This is a genomic window from Microtetraspora malaysiensis, from assembly GCF_001528665.1.
In the GTDB taxonomy this organism is placed as follows: Bacteria; Actinomycetota; Actinomycetes; order Streptosporangiales; family Streptosporangiaceae; genus Microtetraspora_A; species Microtetraspora_A malaysiensis.
On record NZ_BBYJ01000011.1, the window covers coordinates 252,698 to 270,424 of the forward strand.

Annotated in this window: 17 protein-coding genes; 8 read left to right on the forward strand and 9 right to left on the reverse strand. The window is 72.6% G+C overall.

Features of this window, described 5'->3' with window-relative positions; all coding sequences use genetic code 11:
- Positions 1 to 85: 85 nt before the first annotated feature.
- Entirely contained in the window at positions 86 to 775 is a 690-nt protein-coding gene (locus AWQ71_RS16265; protein WP_067133766.1) for a FadR/GntR family transcriptional regulator, read from the forward strand.
- A gap of 32 nt (positions 776 to 807) precedes the next feature.
- On the opposite strand, the gene AWQ71_RS16270 is transcribed toward AWQ71_RS16265, so the two are convergent.
- Positions 808 to 1,701 (reverse strand): endonuclease/exonuclease/phosphatase family protein, encoded by an 894-nt coding sequence (locus AWQ71_RS16270; RefSeq protein ID WP_084258936.1) that lies wholly within the window; start codon positions 1,699 to 1,701, stop codon positions 808 to 810.
- 354 nt (positions 1,702 to 2,055) lie between these two features.
- On the opposite strand from AWQ71_RS16270, the gene AWQ71_RS16275 reads away from it, so the two are divergent.
- Positions 2,056 to 3,015: a helix-turn-helix transcriptional regulator gene (locus AWQ71_RS16275; RefSeq protein WP_067133769.1), complete on the forward strand. Its 960-nt coding sequence runs from the start codon at positions 2,056 to 2,058 to the stop codon at positions 3,013 to 3,015.
- Positions 3,016 to 3,043: 28 nt separating this feature from the next.
- Here AWQ71_RS16275 and AWQ71_RS16280 read toward each other — a convergent pair whose 3' ends face one another.
- Positions 3,044 to 3,958 carry an SDR family oxidoreductase gene (locus tag AWQ71_RS16280; RefSeq protein WP_067133773.1) on the reverse strand — a complete coding sequence of 305 codons (915 nt, stop codon included), beginning with the start codon at positions 3,956 to 3,958 and terminating at the stop codon, positions 3,044 to 3,046.
- Positions 3,959 to 4,166: 208 nt separating this feature from the next.
- Between AWQ71_RS16280 and AWQ71_RS16285 the strand changes: the two genes are divergently transcribed.
- Entirely contained in the window at positions 4,167 to 4,946 is a 780-nt protein-coding gene (locus AWQ71_RS16285; RefSeq protein ID WP_067133907.1) for a GNAT family N-acetyltransferase, read from the forward strand.
- Positions 4,947 to 4,963: 17 nt separating this feature from the next.
- Here AWQ71_RS16285 and AWQ71_RS16290 read toward each other — a convergent pair whose 3' ends face one another.
- From AWQ71_RS16290 to AWQ71_RS16305, 4 genes are all read right to left on the reverse strand, one after another.
- A complete protein-coding gene (locus AWQ71_RS16290) occupies positions 4,964 to 5,419 on the reverse strand; it encodes an ester cyclase (protein ID WP_067133776.1) in 456 nt (151 codons plus the stop codon).
- An 88-nt stretch (positions 5,420 to 5,507) separates the two neighbouring features.
- Positions 5,508 to 6,098, reverse strand: a complete 591-nt coding sequence (locus tag AWQ71_RS16295) for a TetR/AcrR family transcriptional regulator (protein WP_067133910.1) — start codon at positions 6,096 to 6,098, stop codon at positions 5,508 to 5,510.
- A 158-nt stretch (positions 6,099 to 6,256) separates the two neighbouring features.
- Positions 6,257 to 7,696, reverse strand: coding sequence for an MFS transporter (locus tag AWQ71_RS16300; protein ID WP_067133779.1), 1,440 nt, complete (start codon positions 7,694 to 7,696; stop codon positions 6,257 to 6,259).
- A gap of 163 nt (positions 7,697 to 7,859) precedes the next feature.
- Entirely contained in the window at positions 7,860 to 8,561 is a 702-nt protein-coding gene (locus tag AWQ71_RS16305) for a TenA family protein (protein WP_067133782.1), read from the reverse strand.
- Between the two features lie 107 nt (positions 8,562 to 8,668).
- Between AWQ71_RS16305 and AWQ71_RS44650 the strand changes: the two genes are divergently transcribed.
- The 5 genes from AWQ71_RS44650 (at position 8,669) to AWQ71_RS16325 (ending at position 14,023) form a co-directional block, all read left to right on the forward strand.
- On the forward strand, positions 8,669 to 8,776 hold the full coding sequence (locus AWQ71_RS44650; protein WP_369407201.1) for a putative leader peptide: 108 nt from the start codon (positions 8,669 to 8,671) through the stop codon (positions 8,774 to 8,776).
- Between the two features lie 94 nt (positions 8,777 to 8,870).
- Entirely contained in the window at positions 8,871 to 10,166 is a 1,296-nt protein-coding gene (locus tag AWQ71_RS16310) for a dicarboxylate/amino acid:cation symporter (RefSeq protein ID WP_067133785.1), read from the forward strand.
- A gap of 352 nt (positions 10,167 to 10,518) precedes the next feature.
- The gene (locus tag AWQ71_RS16315; protein ID WP_067133913.1) at positions 10,519 to 11,043 is read left to right on the forward strand and encodes a PadR family transcriptional regulator; all 525 of its coding nucleotides are present in this window, start codon (positions 10,519 to 10,521) and stop codon (positions 11,041 to 11,043) included.
- Positions 11,040 to 11,729: an ABC transporter ATP-binding protein gene (locus tag AWQ71_RS16320; protein ID WP_067133788.1), complete on the forward strand. Its 690-nt coding sequence runs from the start codon at positions 11,040 to 11,042 to the stop codon at positions 11,727 to 11,729. Before AWQ71_RS16315 ends, AWQ71_RS16320 begins: the two co-directional genes overlap by 4 nt.
- Positions 11,726 to 14,023, forward strand: coding sequence for an FtsX-like permease family protein (locus tag AWQ71_RS16325; protein WP_067133791.1), 2,298 nt, complete (start codon positions 11,726 to 11,728; stop codon positions 14,021 to 14,023). Before AWQ71_RS16320 ends, AWQ71_RS16325 begins: the two co-directional genes overlap by 4 nt.
- Positions 14,024 to 14,477: 454 nt before the next feature.
- On the opposite strand, the gene AWQ71_RS16330 is transcribed toward AWQ71_RS16325, so the two are convergent.
- The 3 genes from AWQ71_RS16330 to AWQ71_RS41665 all read right to left on the reverse strand — a co-directional run.
- On the reverse strand, positions 14,478 to 14,915 hold the full coding sequence (locus AWQ71_RS16330; protein ID WP_067133794.1) for a hypothetical protein: 438 nt from the start codon (positions 14,913 to 14,915) through the stop codon (positions 14,478 to 14,480).
- Entirely contained in the window at positions 14,912 to 15,106 is a 195-nt protein-coding gene (locus tag AWQ71_RS41660; RefSeq protein WP_157570379.1) for a cupredoxin domain-containing protein, read from the reverse strand. The genes AWQ71_RS16330 and AWQ71_RS41660 overlap by 4 nt, the downstream gene beginning before the upstream one ends.
- A 645-nt stretch (positions 15,107 to 15,751) precedes the next feature.
- Positions 15,752 to 17,727: DUF222 domain-containing protein (locus tag AWQ71_RS41665; protein ID WP_157570380.1), on the reverse strand; the 1,976-nt coding region annotated here is incomplete at its 5' end.

Consider the following 17,727-nt stretch of genomic DNA (forward strand, 5'->3'; position numbering starts at 1 on the left):
GCAGCCGAGAAGGAGGCCACGCAGCGTCATGGCGAGTACACTAACCACACCACAGGTCCTCAGACAAGCTGAGAGGTGAACACGGATGGCGCTCGGGACGCTGCGCCCCAGCCCGCTGGTCGACCAGGCCACCCAGCACCTGCGCGAGCAGATCACCGGCGGGCACTGGCCGGTCGGCACCCGGCTCCCCGGGGAGAACGCCCTGGCCAAGACGCTGGGCGTCGGCCGGTCCACGGTCCGGGAGGCGCTGCGGGCGCTCGCCGGGGCCGGGCTCGTCCAGGCGCGCCAGGGGTCGGGCGTCTTCGTCATCGCGACCGAGCCCGCCGAGGACTGGCCCGCCCGGCTGCGCCGCTCCGCGATCGGTGACGTCTACGAGGTGCGGATGATGGTCGAGGTGCAGGCCGCCCGCCTCGCCGCGGTCCGCCGCACCGACGCCGACGTCGCGGCGCTGGCCGCCGCGCTCGACGCGCGCCGGGCCGCCGCGAGCGGGGACGACGCGGCCTTCGTCGACGCCGACATCGCCTTGCACGCCGCCGTTGTCGCAGCGGCGGGCAACCCCGTGCTCGTGGACCTGTTCGCGGAGTTCGTCCCCGCGCTGCGGCAGGGGCTCATCGATCTGGTGCGGCTGCTTGGCCTGCGCGACGACGACCCCGACCACGGCGACGCGGCCCATGCCGCCCTGGTGGACGCCGTCACGCGCGGCGACGCCGACGCGGCCGGCGCGGTGCTGGAGGCCGAGCTGCGGCAGACCCTCGCGCACCTGCACCGCACCTGAGCCCGCCGTACGAAGCCAGTGCCGCGAGCGGGTCACTTCAGGCGCAGGGTGGCGACGGCCGCGCGGTGGTCGCTGCCGGCGGCCTCCTCCACGCCCGCGCTGGTCGCGGTGAGCCCGCGGTAGAGGATGTGGTCGGGCCGGGTGATCGGGAACGACGACGGCCAGGTGAACCCGAAGCCGCCGCCCGCCTCCTGCTGGGCGTCGAGCAGCGGGGGCACCAGGTCAGAGCGCTTGCGGTCGGTGGTGGCGGTGTTGAGGTCGCCGAGGAGCAGCAGGTGCTCGCTCGGGTCACGGTCGATGAGGCGGCGGGCGTGGTCGAGGGTGTCGTCGCGCTTGGCCGTCGCCCCGGGGCGCGCCGAGGCCAGGTGCATGACGTAGACGGTCAGTTTGCCCTTCGGCGTCTTGACCACGGCGCGCAGCGCGCGGGTCCACGCCAGGCCGATGTCCACCCGGCGCTGCTCCACGATCGGGTGCCGGCTCCACAGCCCGATGGTGCTGACCTGCGCCTTGTACGGAAAGATCTGGTCGAGCTCCCTGGCCGCCGGCCCGCCCGGGGTCAGCTCCTGCGCCGCGAACAGGTCGCGGTCCTTGGCCACCGCGCGTACGGCCCGCCCCGAGTTGTTGTTGACCACGCCGACGTTGAGCGTGGCGACGAACAGGTCGCTCGGGCCGCCGGGCGCGGTGCGCAGCAGGTCGGGGCCGAACATGACGGCCCACACCAGCCCCGGGAGCAGCAGCACGGCCAGGGCCGCCTTGCCGGAACGGCTGACGAGCGCGCCGACGAGCAGGATGGGGACGCCGAGGCCCAGCCAGGGAAGGAGGCTCTCCAGCACGGGCGTGAACCCGTTCAGATCCGGCAGGAGCCCGTGCCCCCCGAGAAGCAGGGCAAGCGCCCCCGCCATCACGATGATCACCCGCCGCAGCACGCCACTCCTGTTCCGCCTCGCCCGAAGGCTCGGCTGCCCCGAGATGGGCCAGGCTAGTCGCCTTCGGCTGTACGCGCGGACACCCTCGCGGTCCGGCCGCCGCAGGTCGCCGGGGGAAAGCACCCTCTACCGGGGCGACCCCCGTGAATCATCCGGGTTCCTCGCGGCGCCGAGCCGTCAGGCGTGATGAGGGGGTGTCGGGCATGGCGGCCGTCCGGGAGGGGGATGGCGGGCGGGCTTCGGAGGCTCCATTTCACGCGAAGATGGACGGTGAACGACAGGGAGGCGCTCGCGCCGAGATCGGCCGGGGCGCCCGCGCCGTCCCCGTCGGACGCCGAACGTGAGGAGTGAGGGGTGCGCGCTGCCCGGGTCCTGTCCCTGCTGCTGTTGCTGCAGACGCGGCGCGCGATGACGGCCGCCGAGCTGGCGGCGGAGCTGGAGGTGTCCGAACGCACCGTGCAGCGTGACGTCGCCGCGCTGACCGAGGCGGGCGTGCCCGTGTACGCCGAGCGGGGGCGGGGCGGGGGATACCGCCTGGTGGACGGCTACCGGACCCGGCTGACCGGGCTGGAGCGGGCCGAGGCGGAGGTGCTGCTCCTGGCCGGGCTGCCCGGCCCGCTGCACGAGATGGGGCTGGCCGGGCGGGCGCTCGCCGCCCGGCTCAAGGTGGCCGCCGCCCTCGGCGACGCCCCCGGCACCGTCGTCCAGCGGTTCCACCTGGACGCGCCCGCGTGGTTCAAGACCGCGCGCCCGCCCGCACTTCTCGGCGCCGTCGCGCGCGCGGTGTGGGAGGACCGCGTCCTGCGGGCGCGGCACGCGCGCGGCGGCGCCGTCCGCGAGCACACGGTGGAACCGTACGGGCTCGTCCTGAAGGCCGGGAACTGGTATCTCGTCGCCCGCGCGGACGACGGGCGGTTCCGCACCTACCGGGTGGACCGCTTCGAGGCCGCGGAGGCGGGCGAGGAGCGCTTCGCCCGCGACGCGGACTTCGACCTCGCCGCCTTCTGGGAGGAGAAGTCCGCCGAGTTCGCCCGGTCGCTGCTGCGCGAGCACGTCACCGTACGGCTCAGCCGGCTGGGCGTGGCGCGCCTGCCCCGGGTGCTGGAACCCGTCGCGGCGTCGCAGGCGCTCGCCGCGACGGGTGAGCCGGACGATCGGGGCCTGGTCACGGTCCGGCTGCCGGTGGAGTCGCAGGAGGTCGCCTACGACCAGATCCTGCGGCTCGGGCCGGACGCCGAGGTGCTCGACCCGCCCGAACTGCGCGAGCGGATCGCCCAGGCGGCCCGCCGCACCGTCGACCTCTACCGGCCGTGACCACGGTGAGCGGGCCGAGGGCATCGGGTCAGCGGTAGCCGGTCGCGTCGGCGGGCTTGCCGGCGTCCTGGACCTCCGTGATGTACCGCCAGGCGTCCGGGCGGCTGCCGTCGAGGTCGGTGAAGCCGTACACCTGGGCCAGCCCGCCGCTGGAGAGCGACTGCCCGTTCCAGCGCGCGACGTCCGGATCGGAGGCCAGCGCCGCGACCGCGCGTCCCACGTACCGCGGCGTCTCGGAGATGCCGAAGTGCGGCTCCCGTTCGAGCGCGTCCCGCCAGTTCTCCTCGGTGACGCCGAAGTGGTCGAGCATGATCTCCGAACGCATCCACCCGGGGGTGAGCGTCACGGCGGTCGCGCCGCGCGGGCCCAGCTCGTGGCCGAGCGCGAACCCCATGCGCAGCACGGCGGTCTTGGCGATGTCGTAGAAGAACGAGTTCCGGTAGGTGTTCCGGTTGTATTCGGCGGTGCCGTCGGTCATCTCCACCACCAGGCCGCCGGGCCGGCGCAGCAGTAGCGGCAGCGCGTGGTGGCTGGTGATCGCGTGGGTGTCGACGGCGAGCCGGAGCAGCCGCAATCCCTTGTCGAGGTCGTGTTCCCACACCGGGGTGCCCCACTCGAACAGCAGCTCACCGCCCCAGATGTCGTTGACCAGGACGTCCAGCCGTCCCTGCTCGGCGTCGATCCGCTCCTCCAGCGCCCGGACCTCGTCCGGGACCAGGTGGTCGACGGGTACGGCGACGCCCCGGCCGCCGGCGGCGGTGACGAGGTCGGCGGTGTCCTCGATGGTCTCGGGGCGGTCGTACTCCGAGCGCCGCTCCCTGGTGGTGCGGCCGGTCACGTAGACGGTGGCCCCGGCCGCCCCGAGCTCGACCGCGATCCCCCGTCCCGCGCCCCGCGTCGCCCCCGCGACCAGGGCGACCTTGCCGGCCAGTGGTCCTGACATGGGTGTCCATCCTTTCGTCCGTGCTTCATTCCGTGCTTCATTCCGCGCTTCATTCCGCGCTGTCTTCTGTGTCCGGTCACGCATGATGTCGCGGATACCCGACACCTTCTGTCGTCTTTTCGTCACCTTTTCTCGATGAGATCGGGAGGCGTCAGATCCCCGGGAAATCCGGTTGCCGGACGTGGGGCGCGGCTGGTGGGGTGTGCGGATGAATCGAGACATGGTGCTGGCGCTGTTCGACCGCCAGATGAGACAGGACGCCCGGCCCGACAACGCCGGAGCGCTGATCGAGCGGGCCGACGGGGTGGTCCGGCAGGTCGGCTCCGGCGAGGACTGGAACGGCGTGCTCTGGTCGGACCTGGACGAGGCTGGCGCCGACGCCGCGATCGCCGCCCAGGTGCGCCGTTTCACCGCCGCCGGGCGCGAGTTCGAGTGGAAGCTGTACGCGCACGACCGGCCGGTCGACCTTCCCGCGCGGCTGCGCGCGGCCGGGTTCGCGCCCGAGCCGGAGGAGACCGTGATGGTGGCCGAGGTCACCGACGTGTCAACCGCCGTCGATCTCCCGGACGGCATCCGCCTGCGGCCGGTCACCGACGCCGCCTCGGCGAAGCTGATGGCCGAGGTCCACCGGTCGGCCTTCGGCGAGGACCGGCCCGAGATCATCGCCGGCTTCCTCGCCCGGTTCGCCGAAGCTCCCGAGACGGCCGCCGCCGTCGTCGCCATGGCCGGAGACGTGCCGGTCAGCGCGGCGCGCATGGAGATCTACCCCGGCACGGACTTCGCCGGCCTCTGGAGCGGCGGCACCGTGCCGGAGTGGCGCGGCCGCGGCCTCTACCGGGCCCTGGTCGCCTTCCGCGCCCGGCTCGCGGCCGAGCGCGGCTGCCGCTACCTCCAGGTGGACGCGTCCGACCAGAGCCGGCCGATCCTGCTGCGGCTCGGCTTCGTGCCGCTGACCACCACCACGCCGTACGTGTACCGGCCCCGGTAGGTCAGCGGGCCGGTCGGCTAGGGGAGCGGCCCGCCGCCGTCGGACAGGGTGAGCCCAAGCTGGGTGAATATCTGCAACTGGTCGTAGTAGAGGCGCTCGGAGGCGATGAGGTCGTCCTCGATGGTGAAGAGCCAGCAGGAGCGGATGCTGACCCGCCGGCCCGTCGCCTGGAGCACGTCGCCGCCGAGGCCCAGGTAGGGGCCGCTGTGGGTGGCAGCGCCGAGCGCCTCGATCACGATGAGATCGCCGAACACCGCCTTTCCCATGACGGCCAGCTTCACGCCGGGGAACCCCTGCCACATATGGGCGTGATAGGAGGCGATCTGCTCCCGGCCCTCGGCGACGATCTCGGGGGTCACCGCCACCGCCTGCGGGGTGTAGCAGCGTGTCACCGCGTCCAGGTCATGGGCGTTGATCGCCTCGAAGAGGCGGTCCGCGGCGTCCGGTCTGGCGGCGGTCTCCTGCTCACCCACACCTCCGACGCTAGCGAGCCGGCGGTAAAACCCGGTCCAAGACCGGCCGATGTTTGGCGTGCCGGGCTGGACGGCCGCCCGACGACGGCTACTGGCCCGCCGCGAGCACCGAGCGCAGGGTCGCGTCGAGCACGCGGGCCGCGTCGGCGCGGTCGAGCCGCCCCGCCTCCACCTCCTCGGCCGCGCTGTGCAGCGTGGCGTAGAAATGCGTGACCAGCCAGCTCAGCGGCAGGTCCGTACGGAAGACCCCCTCGTCCCGGCCGCGGCGGATGAGCCGCTCGACGTGGGCGAGCGCGCCGTCATGGTGGTGGCGGATGCGTTCGGCGGGCAGGACGCGGTCGGCGGCGGTCCGCAGCCGGCGGCTCCCGTCGAGGATCTCCCAGGCTGAGGCGATGAGCCGGCTCATGGCCTCCTGCGCGGGCAGCTCCTCGTACGCCGGGTCGTCGAGGGCGGCCTCCGCGAGGGCGACCGCGCGTTCGAGCACCGCTTCCACGAGCGCCTCCCGGGTGGGGAAGTGCCCGTAAAGGGTGACCCGTCCCACCCCGGCGGCCTTGGCGATGTCGGCGGTGCTCGCGTCGGGATCCTTGGCGAGCAGGTCGAGCGCCGCCGTGACGATCGCCGCGATGTTGCGCTCGGCGTCGGCGCGCCGGGCGGGCCGGGGCTGCCGGGGAGGCGTCATGGACGTGATCTCCTGCTCGCTTCGGAGCCGCGGGCACGGCGGCATGCCCGCGGCCGGGTACGGTGCGTCGCCCGCCGGAGGGCCGGCGACGGTGCCAGGCGCGTCCGCGAGGTCCGCGGAGCCGCGTGCCGGACGCAACGAGCCTAGTGCCCCTCCCGTCAGTGAACGCGGGGGCCGTCGAACGCGGGCAGGCGGCCCGGCGGCAGCAGGGCCAGGGCGACCAGCGCGGCGACCGCGCCGATGACCGCCCAGGACGTGAACGCGGTGCTGAACCCGGTGAGCACAGGGCCGATCAGGCTGGGCGCGGCGAGGCTGGACACCACGGCGACGCCGACCGCGCCGCCAAGCTCGTGGAAGGTGTTGACGACGCCGGAGGCGAGCCCCGACTCCTCGGGAGCGGCCAGCGCGAGCGCGGTGGTGGTCCCCGAGACGAAGACCGCTCCGAGCCCGATCGAGGCGACGGCCAGTCCCGTCACCATGACGGCCGGGGTGACGGCGAGCAGGGCGACCAGGCCGGTGCCGGCGGCGGCCAGGGCCAGGCCGATCGCCGCGGGGATCCGCCCGCCCAGGCGGTCCACCAGGCGGCTGCCCAGGTGGGCGCCGAGGCCTGTGCCGACGGCCACCGGCAGGAACAGCAGGCCGGTCACCAGCGCGCTGTACCCCTGGTGGCGCTGCAGGTAGAAGGAGCCGAGGAAGAAGAGCCCGATCAGCATTCCGGTGGCGACCAGCATCAGGAAGGCCCCGGACAGGACCGGCCGCTGGGCGAGCAGCCGCACCCGCATGAGCGGGGTGCGCACCGCCCGCTCCACGACGCCGAACACCGCGTACAGGACGGCCGCGGCCGCCGCGGCCGCGAGCGTGACCGTGTCGCCCCAGCCTGCGTCGCCGGCGTTGACCAGGCCGTAGATCAGGGACGCGGTGGCGGCGGTGACGAGCAGCGCTCCGGGCAGGTCGACGCGCCGCGGGCCGGGACGCGCGGCGCCGCCCCGGACGAAGAGGGGCAGCGCGACGAGCACGGCCACGCCGACCGGGACGTTGATGAAGAAGATCCAGCGCCAGCCGGGCCCCGCGGTCAGCGCTCCGCCGAGGAGTACGCCGACGGCCGAGCCCGCCCCGCCGAGGGCGGCCCATACGCCGAGCGCCTTGGTGCGTTCGGCGCCGTGGAAGGCGGTGGTGACGGTGGCCAGCGCGGCCGGGGACAGCAGCGCGGCGCCGAGGCCCTGGCCGACGCGTCCGCCGACGAGCGCGGCGGCGTCGTTCGCGAGGCCGGACGCCAGCGAGGCGAGGACGAAGATCCCGAGACCGGCGAGCATCAGGCGGCGGGCGCCGAACACGTCGGCCAGCCGGCCGCCGAGCAGCATCAGCCCGCCGAAGAACAGCGTGTACGCGGTGACGACCCAGGTGAGGGTGGCCCGCCCCAGGCCGAGGTCGGCGCCGATGTCAGGCAGGGCGACGTTCACCACGGTGACATCGAGGATGAGCATGAGCTGGGCGACGCCGAGCAGCGCCAGCGCCCGCCAGCGGCGGGGGTCGGGCGGCTCGGGACGGCCGGCGGGAGAAACCGGGGAGGCGGGGGAGGCGGGAGAGCTGTGTGCCATGGCATCCTCATTAATTCGAACACTGATGTACGAGTTAATACCATGGGCGGGCAGGGTATGCGCAAGGCCGCGACGGGCCCAAGGGTGATGTGGGCACCCGGGCCGGCTGCGTGCGGGCCCGGGCTGCCCGTGGCGTGGACGGCTACGAACGGCTACCGGGCGGCTATGGGCAGGCCTGGCCGGACGTCCCCGCGGCCATGTCGAAGAAGCGCCGCTCCAGGTGGGTGGTGCGGCGGAAGACGTCGAGGACCCGCCGCTGCTCCGCCTCGGGCAGGCCGGGGCCCAGGCGGTCCAGCTCACCCCGGAGGAACCCCACCCAGGCGCGGAACTCCGGGCCCTCGTGCAGCTCGATCCACTCGCGGTGGACGAAGTTCTCCGGAAGCGGGTCGGCGGCCCGGCTCGCCCAGCCGAGATAGGTCCACTCCGCGACGCAGAGCACCGCGATGATCAGCGGGTAGTCCGCGCTGGAGCGCGCCTCGTCCATGAGGGCGCGGAAGTCCGCCGTCACCGGCTCCGGCGTCGGCGCGGCGAAGTTCACGCCGAGCGCGGCCAGCGCGCGATGGAAGTAGCCGCGCTCGGTGTCGGCCACGGTCAGGCCGAGGAACCGGCCGATGGGTACCCGGGCCTCGAACGAGTCGGCGCTCGCCACGGCGGCGCCGAGCAGCGCGGTGAAGGCGTCCACGAACTGGAAGTCCTGCGCGAGGTAGTGCCGCATGTCGGCCTCGCCGCGCGTGATCGCCGCGGCGAACGGATGGGTCACCACGGCGGTCCAGTCCGGCTCGCTGGAGGAGCGCAGCCATTCGCTGAAGGCGGGCTCGCCCGCCGTCACGCGCCATCGGTCGAAGGAAGTCACATCGTCGCTCATGGGTTCCAGCCTGCCGCGACGGCCCTCTGCGGGACGCGGAGGGGGTCGGTTGTATCCGAAATCTGCGCCTTGTGAGGTACATCACAGATAAACCTGGAATAAGACCTATGTGCGTCGTGTTGGAGCGGCTCGTGAGGTTCTCGGTGGTCGTCGTGTTGCTCGTCGAGCGGTTGCACGTCGATCTGTGCCGCGTCAACGGCGATCTCTGTCGCTGACCCCGCGCTCGACTTTTCCACTTTCTCCACCTTTCCCCCACCTCACCCGCGCGCCGTCTGAGTTTCGGCGCGCCCTCTTCCCGGAGTCTCGTTCGTGAAGAAGTTCTCGTTCTCCCTGCAGTTGTTGCTGGGCCTCCTCGTCGGCGTCGTCCTCGGGCTCGTCGCCCGCTCCGCAGAGGTCGGCTGGCTGACCGACACCCTGACCCAGGTCGGTAAGATCTTCGTCCAGCTCCTCAAACTCGCCGTGCCGCCGCTGGTGTTCACCGCGGTCGTCGTCAGCGTCGCCAACCTCCGCAACGTCAACGGAGCCGCCAGGCTCGCCGGCAAGACCCTGCTCTGGTTCATGGTCACTTCGCTGATCGCCGTGGCGGCCGGCATCGGCCTCGGTCTGGCGATCAACCCCGGCCAGGGCGTGACCATCGCGACCGAGGGCGCCAAGGCCGTCGACCTCGAAGGCGCCGGCACCTGGCTCGACTTCCTGACCGGCATCGTCCCGACCAACATCGTCACCGCGTTCACCGAGCTCAAGGTCCTGCAGATCGTCTTCATCGGCGTGGTCCTCGGCGCGGCGGCCATGGCGGTCGGCGAGAAGGCCGAGCCGTTCCTGAACCTCAGCCGGTCGGTCCTGGAGCTGGTGCAGAAGGCCCTGTGGTGGGTCATCCGCCTGGCCCCGATCGGCACCGCCGGTCTGATCGGGAAGTCCGTCGCCACCTACGGCTGGGACCTGCTGGCCCCGCTGGCGAAGTTCAGCGCCGGAGTCTACGCCGGCTGCTTCATCGTGCTGCTGGTGATCTACCCGGTGCTGCTCGCCTTCGTGGGCAAGGTCAGCCCGGTCACCTTCTACCGCAACGCCTGGCCCGCGATCGAGCTGGGCTTCGTCTCCCGTTCGTCCGTCGGCACCATGCCGCTCACCCAGCGCGTCACCACCGAGCGGCTCGGCGTGGACCGCGACTACGCCTCCTTCGCGGTGCCGTTCGGCGCCACCACCAAGATGGACGGCTGCGCGGCGATCTACCCCGCGCTCGCCGCGATCTTCGTGGCGCAGGTGTTCGGCGTCCAGCTGGGCATCGGCGACTACCTGCTGATCGCGTTCGTCTCCGTGGTCGGCTCCGCCGCGACCGCCGGTCTGACCGGCGCCATCGTGATGCTGACCCTCACCCTGAGCACGCTCGGTCTTCCCCTGGAAGGCGTGGGCCTGCTGCTCGCCATCGACCCGATCCTCGACATGATCCGCACCGCCACCAACGTCGCGGGCCAGATGGTCGTCCCCGTCCTGGTCGGCCGCTCGGAGAACCGCCTCGACGAGGCCGTCTTCACGGCCCCGCCGCAGCCCCTCGACGACGCGCCCGCCCGTAAGGCGGGCGGATCGGCCGAGCCTGCCCTGGCCTGAGCACCACGCGGGGGCGGCTCCTTCCCGGCCGGTGAATCCGGTCACGGGACGGGGTCGCCCCCGTCGTCTTTCCCCCTGCGGGCTGACTTGCGTCTCCAGCCCTCACCCAACCGGTCCGGCTCGGTTTCCCATCCACTCCCTCCGGCCTGAGTCGGTCTCCAGTCCCACCCCCCATCGGGGCGCCGAGTCGGCGGCCAAGAACCGTCTCGTCGGCACACCGCTGGCGGTGACGGACCGGGCCCGCAGACGTGATCCGACGGCCATCGGCACGCGGGCCCGAGCGGCCAGATTCCCCTGACCTGCGACTTCTCTCTATACATAGTGTGTATAGAGAGCGTGTATAGTCGTGGTCATGTCACTCTCCCACACGTTGCTGGCGCTACTGGAGCGCGGCCCCCGGCACGGATACGACCTCAAGCAGGAGTTCGACGCACAGTTCGGCCAGGACCGCCCGCTGCACTACGGGCAGGTGTACGCCACGCTCGCGCGCCTGCTGAAGAACGGTCTGGTCGAGGTCGACGCGGTCGAGCACGGCGGCGGTCCGGAGCGCAAGCGGTACGCCATCACGACCGCCGGCGTCACAGACGTGGAGGAGTGGCTGTCCCAGCCGGAAAGCCCCGCGCTCTACCTGCACAGCACCCTCTACACCAAGGTGGTGCTCGCGCTGCTGACCGGCCGGGACGCGGCGGCGGTCCTCGACGCCCAGCGCGCGGCCCACCTCGACCTGATGCGCACCCTGACCCGGCGCAAGACTCGTGGCGACCTGGCGGACGCGCTCATCTGCGACCACGCCATCTTCCACCTGGAGGCCGACCTGCGCTGGCTTGAGCTGACCAGCGCCCGGCTGGACCGGCTGGCCGAGGAGGTCCGGTCGTGACCGGCGACGCTCCGCTGCTCACCGCCCGCGACCTGTCCAAGGCGTACGGCACGACCCGGGCCCTCGACGGGGTGAGCCTGGACGTGCGGGCCGGCGAGATTCTGGCGGTGATGGGCCCGTCGGGGTCGGGCAAGTCGACGCTGATGCACTGCCTGGCCGGGATCGTCCGCCCCGACTCCGGAGAGCTGCGCTACCGCGACCGGGACCTGATCGCCGCGTCCGACGCCGAGCGCAGCGCACTGCGCCGCGGCGAGTTCGGGTTCGTCTTCCAGTTCGGCCAGCTCGTCCCCGAGCTGACCTGCCTGGAGAACGTGGCGCTGCCGCTGCGGATGGAGGGCGTCCGGCGCAAGGAGGCAGAGCGGCGGGCCGCGTACTGGCTGGAGCGGCTCGACGTCGCCGACGTGGCCGGGAAGCGCCCCGGCCAGGCGTCCGGCGGGCAGGGGCAGCGGGTCGCGATCGCGCGGGCGCTGGTCACCGAGCCCAGCGTGGTGTTCGCCGACGAGCCGACCGGCGCGCTCGACTCACTCAACGGCGAGATGGTGATGCGGCTGCTCACCGAGTGCGCCGAGCAGTCGAGGACCGCCGTCGTGCTGGTGACCCACGAGCCGTCCGTCGCCGCCTACTCTCACCGCGAGATCGTCGTGCGCGACGGCAGGATCCGTACGAGCGCGGGGTCGGCCCGATGAGCGCGTCATGGCTGCGCCAGCTCGCCTTCGGCGTACGGCTCGCCTGCCGGGGCGGCGTCACCGGGTGGACCCGGGTGGCGCTGACCGCGACGGCCGTCGGCCTGGGCGTCGCCTTCCTGCTGCTGGCCGCGTCCGTGCCGAACCTCCTGGAGGCGAGGGACACGCGGGTCGCCGCCCGCGTGGACGACGGCCAGGGTCCGGACCTCCCCGACGGCATCCTGCTGGTCGTGATGACCGACACCGAGTTCCGCGGCGTCACGATCCGGGGGCGCCTGCTGCAGCCGCTAAGTGCCACCGCTCCCACGCCACCCGGTGTGTCCGCGCTGCCCAAGGCGGGGGAGATGGTGGTGTCACCCGCGCTGGACGAGCTGCTGGCCGAGCCGGGAGGCGCTCTGCTGCGGGCCAGGCTCGACTACCGTGTCGTGGGCCGCATCGCGGACGAGGGCCTGGCCGGGCCGGGCGAGTTCGCGTACTACGCGGGCGGCGACCAGCTTGATGGGAAGGCGGGCGTGCGGCGGCTGGCCGCCTTCGGCGATCCCTCCCCGGGCCCGGGGCCCGATCCGCGGCTCATCCTGATGGCCGTCGTCGCCTTCGTGGTGCTGCTGGCGCCGGTGGCGATCTTCATCGCGGCCGCCGTCCGCTTCGGCGGCGAGTCACGCGACCGCCGGCTCGCCGCGCTCCGCCTTATGGGGGCCGACCTGGCGATGACCCGGCGGTTCGCCGCGGGGGAGGCGCTGGCGGGCGGCCTGCTGGGGCTCGGCGTCGGCGCCGTGATCTTCCTCGCCGGGCGGCAGCTGGTCGACCGGTTCACGCTGTGGGACATCAGCGCCTTCCCCGCGGACGTACGGCCCAGCCTCCCGCTGACGGCGCTGATCGCCGTCGCCGTCCCGGCGCTGGCCGTCGGGGTCGCCCTGGGTGTGCTGCGCAAGGTCGCCATCGAACCGCTCGGCGTGGTGCGCCGCGCCGGACAGGGGCGACGCCGGCTGTGGTGGCGGCTGCTGCCATCCGTCGCGGGCCTGGCCCTCCTCGCCCCGATGCTCGCCGGGCTGGTGGACACCGACGGACAGCTCGCCCGCGTCCAGGTGGGCGGCGGCGCGGTGCTCATGCTCATGGGGGTGGCGACGCTGCTGCCGTGGCTGGTGGAGGCGGTCGTACGGCGGCTCGGCGGCGGTGGCCTTTCCTGGCAGCTCGCCATCCGCCGGATCCAGATGGACAGCGCGTCCGCCGCCCGCCTCGTCAGCGGAGTCGCGGTGGCCGTCGCCGGAGCCATCGCCCTGCAGACGTTCGTCGCCGGGATGGAGTCGGCCTTCACCGACGCGACCGGCGCGGACCTCAGCCGCGCCCAGGTGACCGCCGCGCTCGACGAAGGCGCGACGCCGGCCCGAGCCCGGGAGATCTCGGGACGGCTCTCCGCGACCCCCGGCGTGCGCTCCGTCACGAGCGTCGCCTACACCGATGTCGAGCTCCCGGACACCGACGACTACTCCTCGCTGGTCGTGGGCTCCTGCGCGGAGCTGCGCGAGCTGGCCCGGCTCTCCCGATGCCGCTCCGGTGACACCTTCATCGTGGAAGGCGCCCGGGCCGAACGCGACACCGTAGACCCCGCCGAGCCGCCGCGCCCCGGCGCGCGCGTCACCGCCCTAGGGACCGGCTGGACCATCCCGGCGACGGCCACCCAGGTGAAGGCGCGGACCCTGCCGGACGGCTCCACATGGAACCGGACGATCCTCGCCACACCCGCCGCCGTACCCGCCCTGGCGGCGAAGCCGCTGCGGCTGCAGTACTTCATCGACCTCGACCAGACCCGCCCGGACATCGGAGAGCTGGTCCGCAATACCGCGGCTCAGGTCAGCCCCATGATGGCCGTCTACGGCATCCGCGAAGTCAAGGTGGACAGCAAGTTCTCGGGGATCCTGCGGGGCACCCTCGTCGGCACGGTCGCGCTCCTGCTGCTGATCGGGACGAGCATGCTCGCGACGATGCTGGACCAGCTCAGGGAACGGCGCGCCCTGCTGGCCGCGCTGACCGCCTTCGGCGCGAAGCGCGGCGCACTGACTCGGGCCACGCTGTGGCAGATGGCGGTGCCGGTCGTGCTCGGACTCGTCCCCGCCGTGCTGGCCGGCACCGCACTCGGAGTGGCGCTGCTGGCGATGCTGGGCTTCCCGCTCCACGTCAGCCTGACACAGCTGTTCGTGACCGTGGCCGCCGGCGCCGGTGTGGTCGCGCTCGTGACCCTCGCCAGCCTGCCGGTCCAGCTCAGACTCATGCGCCCGGACGGGCTTCGCGTCGAGTGATCCGACACTCGCGTACGGCACCGTACGAGGGACGCCGCTGATCTGGGTGAACGGGGTCGTGCCACGCCGCGGATCCGCCACCCATAACGGCCCCAGGCAAGGAACGCCACATAAGCCGGCCAAGTGAGGCACGCGGCAATGGGGCAGCGAGGCCAGTGAGGGCGCGACGCGAAGGACGCCGCATAAGGCCGGCCCAGTGAGGCACGCCGCGAAGGCCCACCGGAGCGCGCGATCAGCTCCGACCACACCCCCGAGGTCGGCTTGCCGGTCGCCTACCCTGCACCTCGGCTGCTTACGTCCGGCAGTCGAGGTGGGGATCGCCGCCGACCGACCCCGGCCTCGCGCTGGGCGGCGTAGCGCCCTCACTCGCTGCGGAGCGCTCTGTGAGGGCGCCGGACTTCCTGGTCAGCGGTAAACGTGGCGGGCGTGGGGGAGTCAGATCCACGTGGGGGAATCAGGTCGAGGGGAGCGCGGCGGCGAACACGATGATCCCGACCGAGCCGACCAGGGAGGCCACCGCCAGGACACGTGCCAGGCGGGGCCGTCCCTTGGCCGAGGCCACACCGTGCGCGCCCGCGGCCGCCATCACGGCGCAGAAGAGCGCCAGCTTGGCTGCCAGGATCTGGCCGTAGCCGGGTTCCATGAGCGAGGCCCAGGTGACGCCCTTGCGCCAGGCCATGGCCACGCCGGTGCCGATCTGGACCGGCAGGAACACCGCGGCCGTGAACACGCCGAACCGGCGCCCCACCGCGTTCAGCACGGTTGCGCGCTGTTCCGCGTCCAGCAGGCGCCGGGCCAGTGGCAGGACGACGAGAGAGACGGTGAGCTGGCCGCCCACCCACAACGCGGCCGTCAGCACGTGCAGGAAGCGGACTACCGACCACCAGGTCATAGCGCGCTCACCCGCGAAACGCCGTGCGGGACAGCCTTGACGTGGCGCATGTCGTGGTCCGCGATCGGATTGATGGCGGGCCGGAGAAGGGGCAGCTCGACCGAACCGTTCTGGGCAGGGGCGAGGTCGAGCGCCTGCGCCCCTCGGGGATCACCCTGTCGCAACGTTGGGACGCCTTCCTTGTTCACCATGTCCTTATGGCGCGGCCCTATGGCGCGCCGAGCCGTGGAGCACGATGCCGCCATCGCTCGACGCGGCCGCGACGGTCCGGGTCCGCACCCGCTCACCGGCCTTCACCTCGAGCGGGGCGTGGCCGTAACCACCGCCGTGCCCGTTGGGCAAGCATGCGTCGGCACGGTCCGTCGATCTTTTCGGCTGGACCTGGCCGCTCGAGCCCAAGTTCGAGCCCCAAGGTACAACTCGCCCTGCTCGGTGACGTATTCGCGGTCCACACCGGACCCCTCACAACCCGCCCGGGCGGCCGCCGGGGCCGTTTGCTCGCGGCCGGGGTTGCCTGAGCGTCGCCGGGCCACAGACGTACCGCCGTCGCCGCGGCGGCTTCTTGAGCGCGGCCGGATCGCTGTCGGCAGGACTACCGGCACCTTCCCCCGCCGTCAGGCTCGTCAGGATGGCCTGATCGAGGGGCACCCTGGCGGGGCGGCACAACGAGCCGGTGGGACGGCTGCCGGGCCGTTTGCTCGCGGCCGGGGTTGCCTGAGTATCGCCGCGCCGGGCATGTCTGACCGTCGAGGGAGTGCCGGGGAGTGCCGGGGGCGTGTTGAACGCCGTCGTTCAGGTGCCTGGGCCCCGTCGGTGGACGGTGGCTGCGCGGGGGTTCAGTTTCGCTGGTTTCGGGGGCTGGTGTAGGTGAATCCCCAGCGGTTCTTGCCGACCTGGTGGAGTTGGTAGTGGGCGGGGTTGCGGTAGCGGTCGCGGTTGTGGAACTGGCAGGTGGGTCCGAGGTTGTCCAGGTCGGTGGTGCCGCCATCGGACCAGTTGGTGATGTGGTCGATCTGGCAGAGGTGGGCGGGCATGGGGCAGTGGTCGACCATGCAGTGGGTGTAGCGGGTGAGGATGGCGCGGCGTTGTCGTCGGGTGGCGCGGCGGGCGGTGCGTCCGACGTCGAGGACGCAGCCGTCGGCGTCCATGACCAGGCGGGTGAGGCCGGAGGTCTGGGCGAGACGGTGAATGTCGGTGACGGGCAGAAGCTGTCCGGTGGCGAGCAGCAGCCCGGGCAGCGTGCGTCCTGAGATGAGCCCGCCGGGCGTCGCCCAGCCTGCACCCCGCCCCCGTCCCTGGCTCTGGCTCTGTGCCTGTTCCTGTGCCTGTTCCTGTGCCTGTTCCGGTCCCCGCGCTTGGCCCCGTGCCTGTGCCGGTCCCCATGCGTGTCCCGGTCCTTGTTTGCGCTGTTCGCCATCGCGGGCAGGCCGATCGTTCGGTCTATCGGCCCGGGTGTCCTGGCCGCCCGTTCCCTGACCGCGCTCCGCTCTCTGACCGCGTCCGTCCGCGTCGCGTCCAGCGCTCCGACCATGCTGCCCGCCGTCGCGAGTGCCCTGGCCAGGTGCTCTCTGGCCACGTCCGTCCGCGTCGCGCCGAGTGCCTTCATCTCGCCGCCCGCCGTCGTGAGTTTCCCGGCGATGCCCTGCGTCGCGACCAGTGCTCTGGTCGGGTTGCCCGTTGCTGCGGGTGTCCTGCTCGCGGCTCGTGTCGTCTTGATCGCTCTGGCCGAGTCGCTCATTGTCCCGGGCAGGGCGATCACGCCGCACGCCATCGTGAGCGCTGCCGTCCGGTGAGCCGGACGCGTCGGCTGACGAAGCGGCAGACGCCTGCCCACCCGAGAAGGTGGATGTTCCGGCTGGCGAACAGGCGGATGTCTTGGATCGTGTGGGATCCGATGCCTCAGACCGCGAAGGCGTGGGCGTTCCATCCGGACCGGAATCGGACACCTCACTGCGCGAAGGGCCGGATGTCTTGGAACGTGTGGGGGCGGACGGCTCGCCTCGCCCAGGACCGGACGCCTCCGGCCGCGAAGCCGTGGGCGTTCCCGCTGATGAGAAGCCGGACGTCTCGCCCGGTGAAGAAGCGGGAGGGTCATCGGGAAGGGACTCGGCGTTGATCAACACCAGCAACTCGGTACCGATCTGCTGCTCCAACAACGCGATCAACACATCCGCGTTCCGCACCCGCAGCGGCCGCTCATCCCCCACCACCCGCGGCTTCGCATACGCATCCAACAACGCCCGCAACCGCGCCCCCGCCTCCCGAGGCAACCGAAACTCCCCCTCCACCCCGCCCGAAGCGCTCTCCCGCACCAACAGAAACCGCTCCCGATAATCCGCCTCGCCGTCATCGGCTTCCCCGTCCGGATCCAGCACCGCACGCAGATACCGCCCCGCACGCGCGATCTCCGCAGGAGTCGCCTGATCCGCCAGCCCCACCAGAATCGGCTCCGCCAACGCCGCCTGCGCATCCGTCAACCGCGCGGTCGCCGAACAGATCGCCGTCACCGCACCCTCAGCCAGGCTCCCCTGCGCGAACCGCGCCCGCACCGTCGGCAGGCGGGCAAGCTCGGTCGCCAACGCCAGCACCCGGCCCGCCCCGGCCACACTCATCCCCGCCGCCCCCCGCAACCACGACCGCGTCGAGGCATGACCAGCCCGCCTGGCCTCACCCGCGGCATGCACCCGCTCCACCCGCACCGCGATCGCCGAAATCAGCCGGTCACGCGCGAACAGCAGATCCTCCGCCTCCGCCAGACACACCCCCGGCGCGTCCGGCACCACCCCCACCGCCAACGCCGACGCGACCTGCC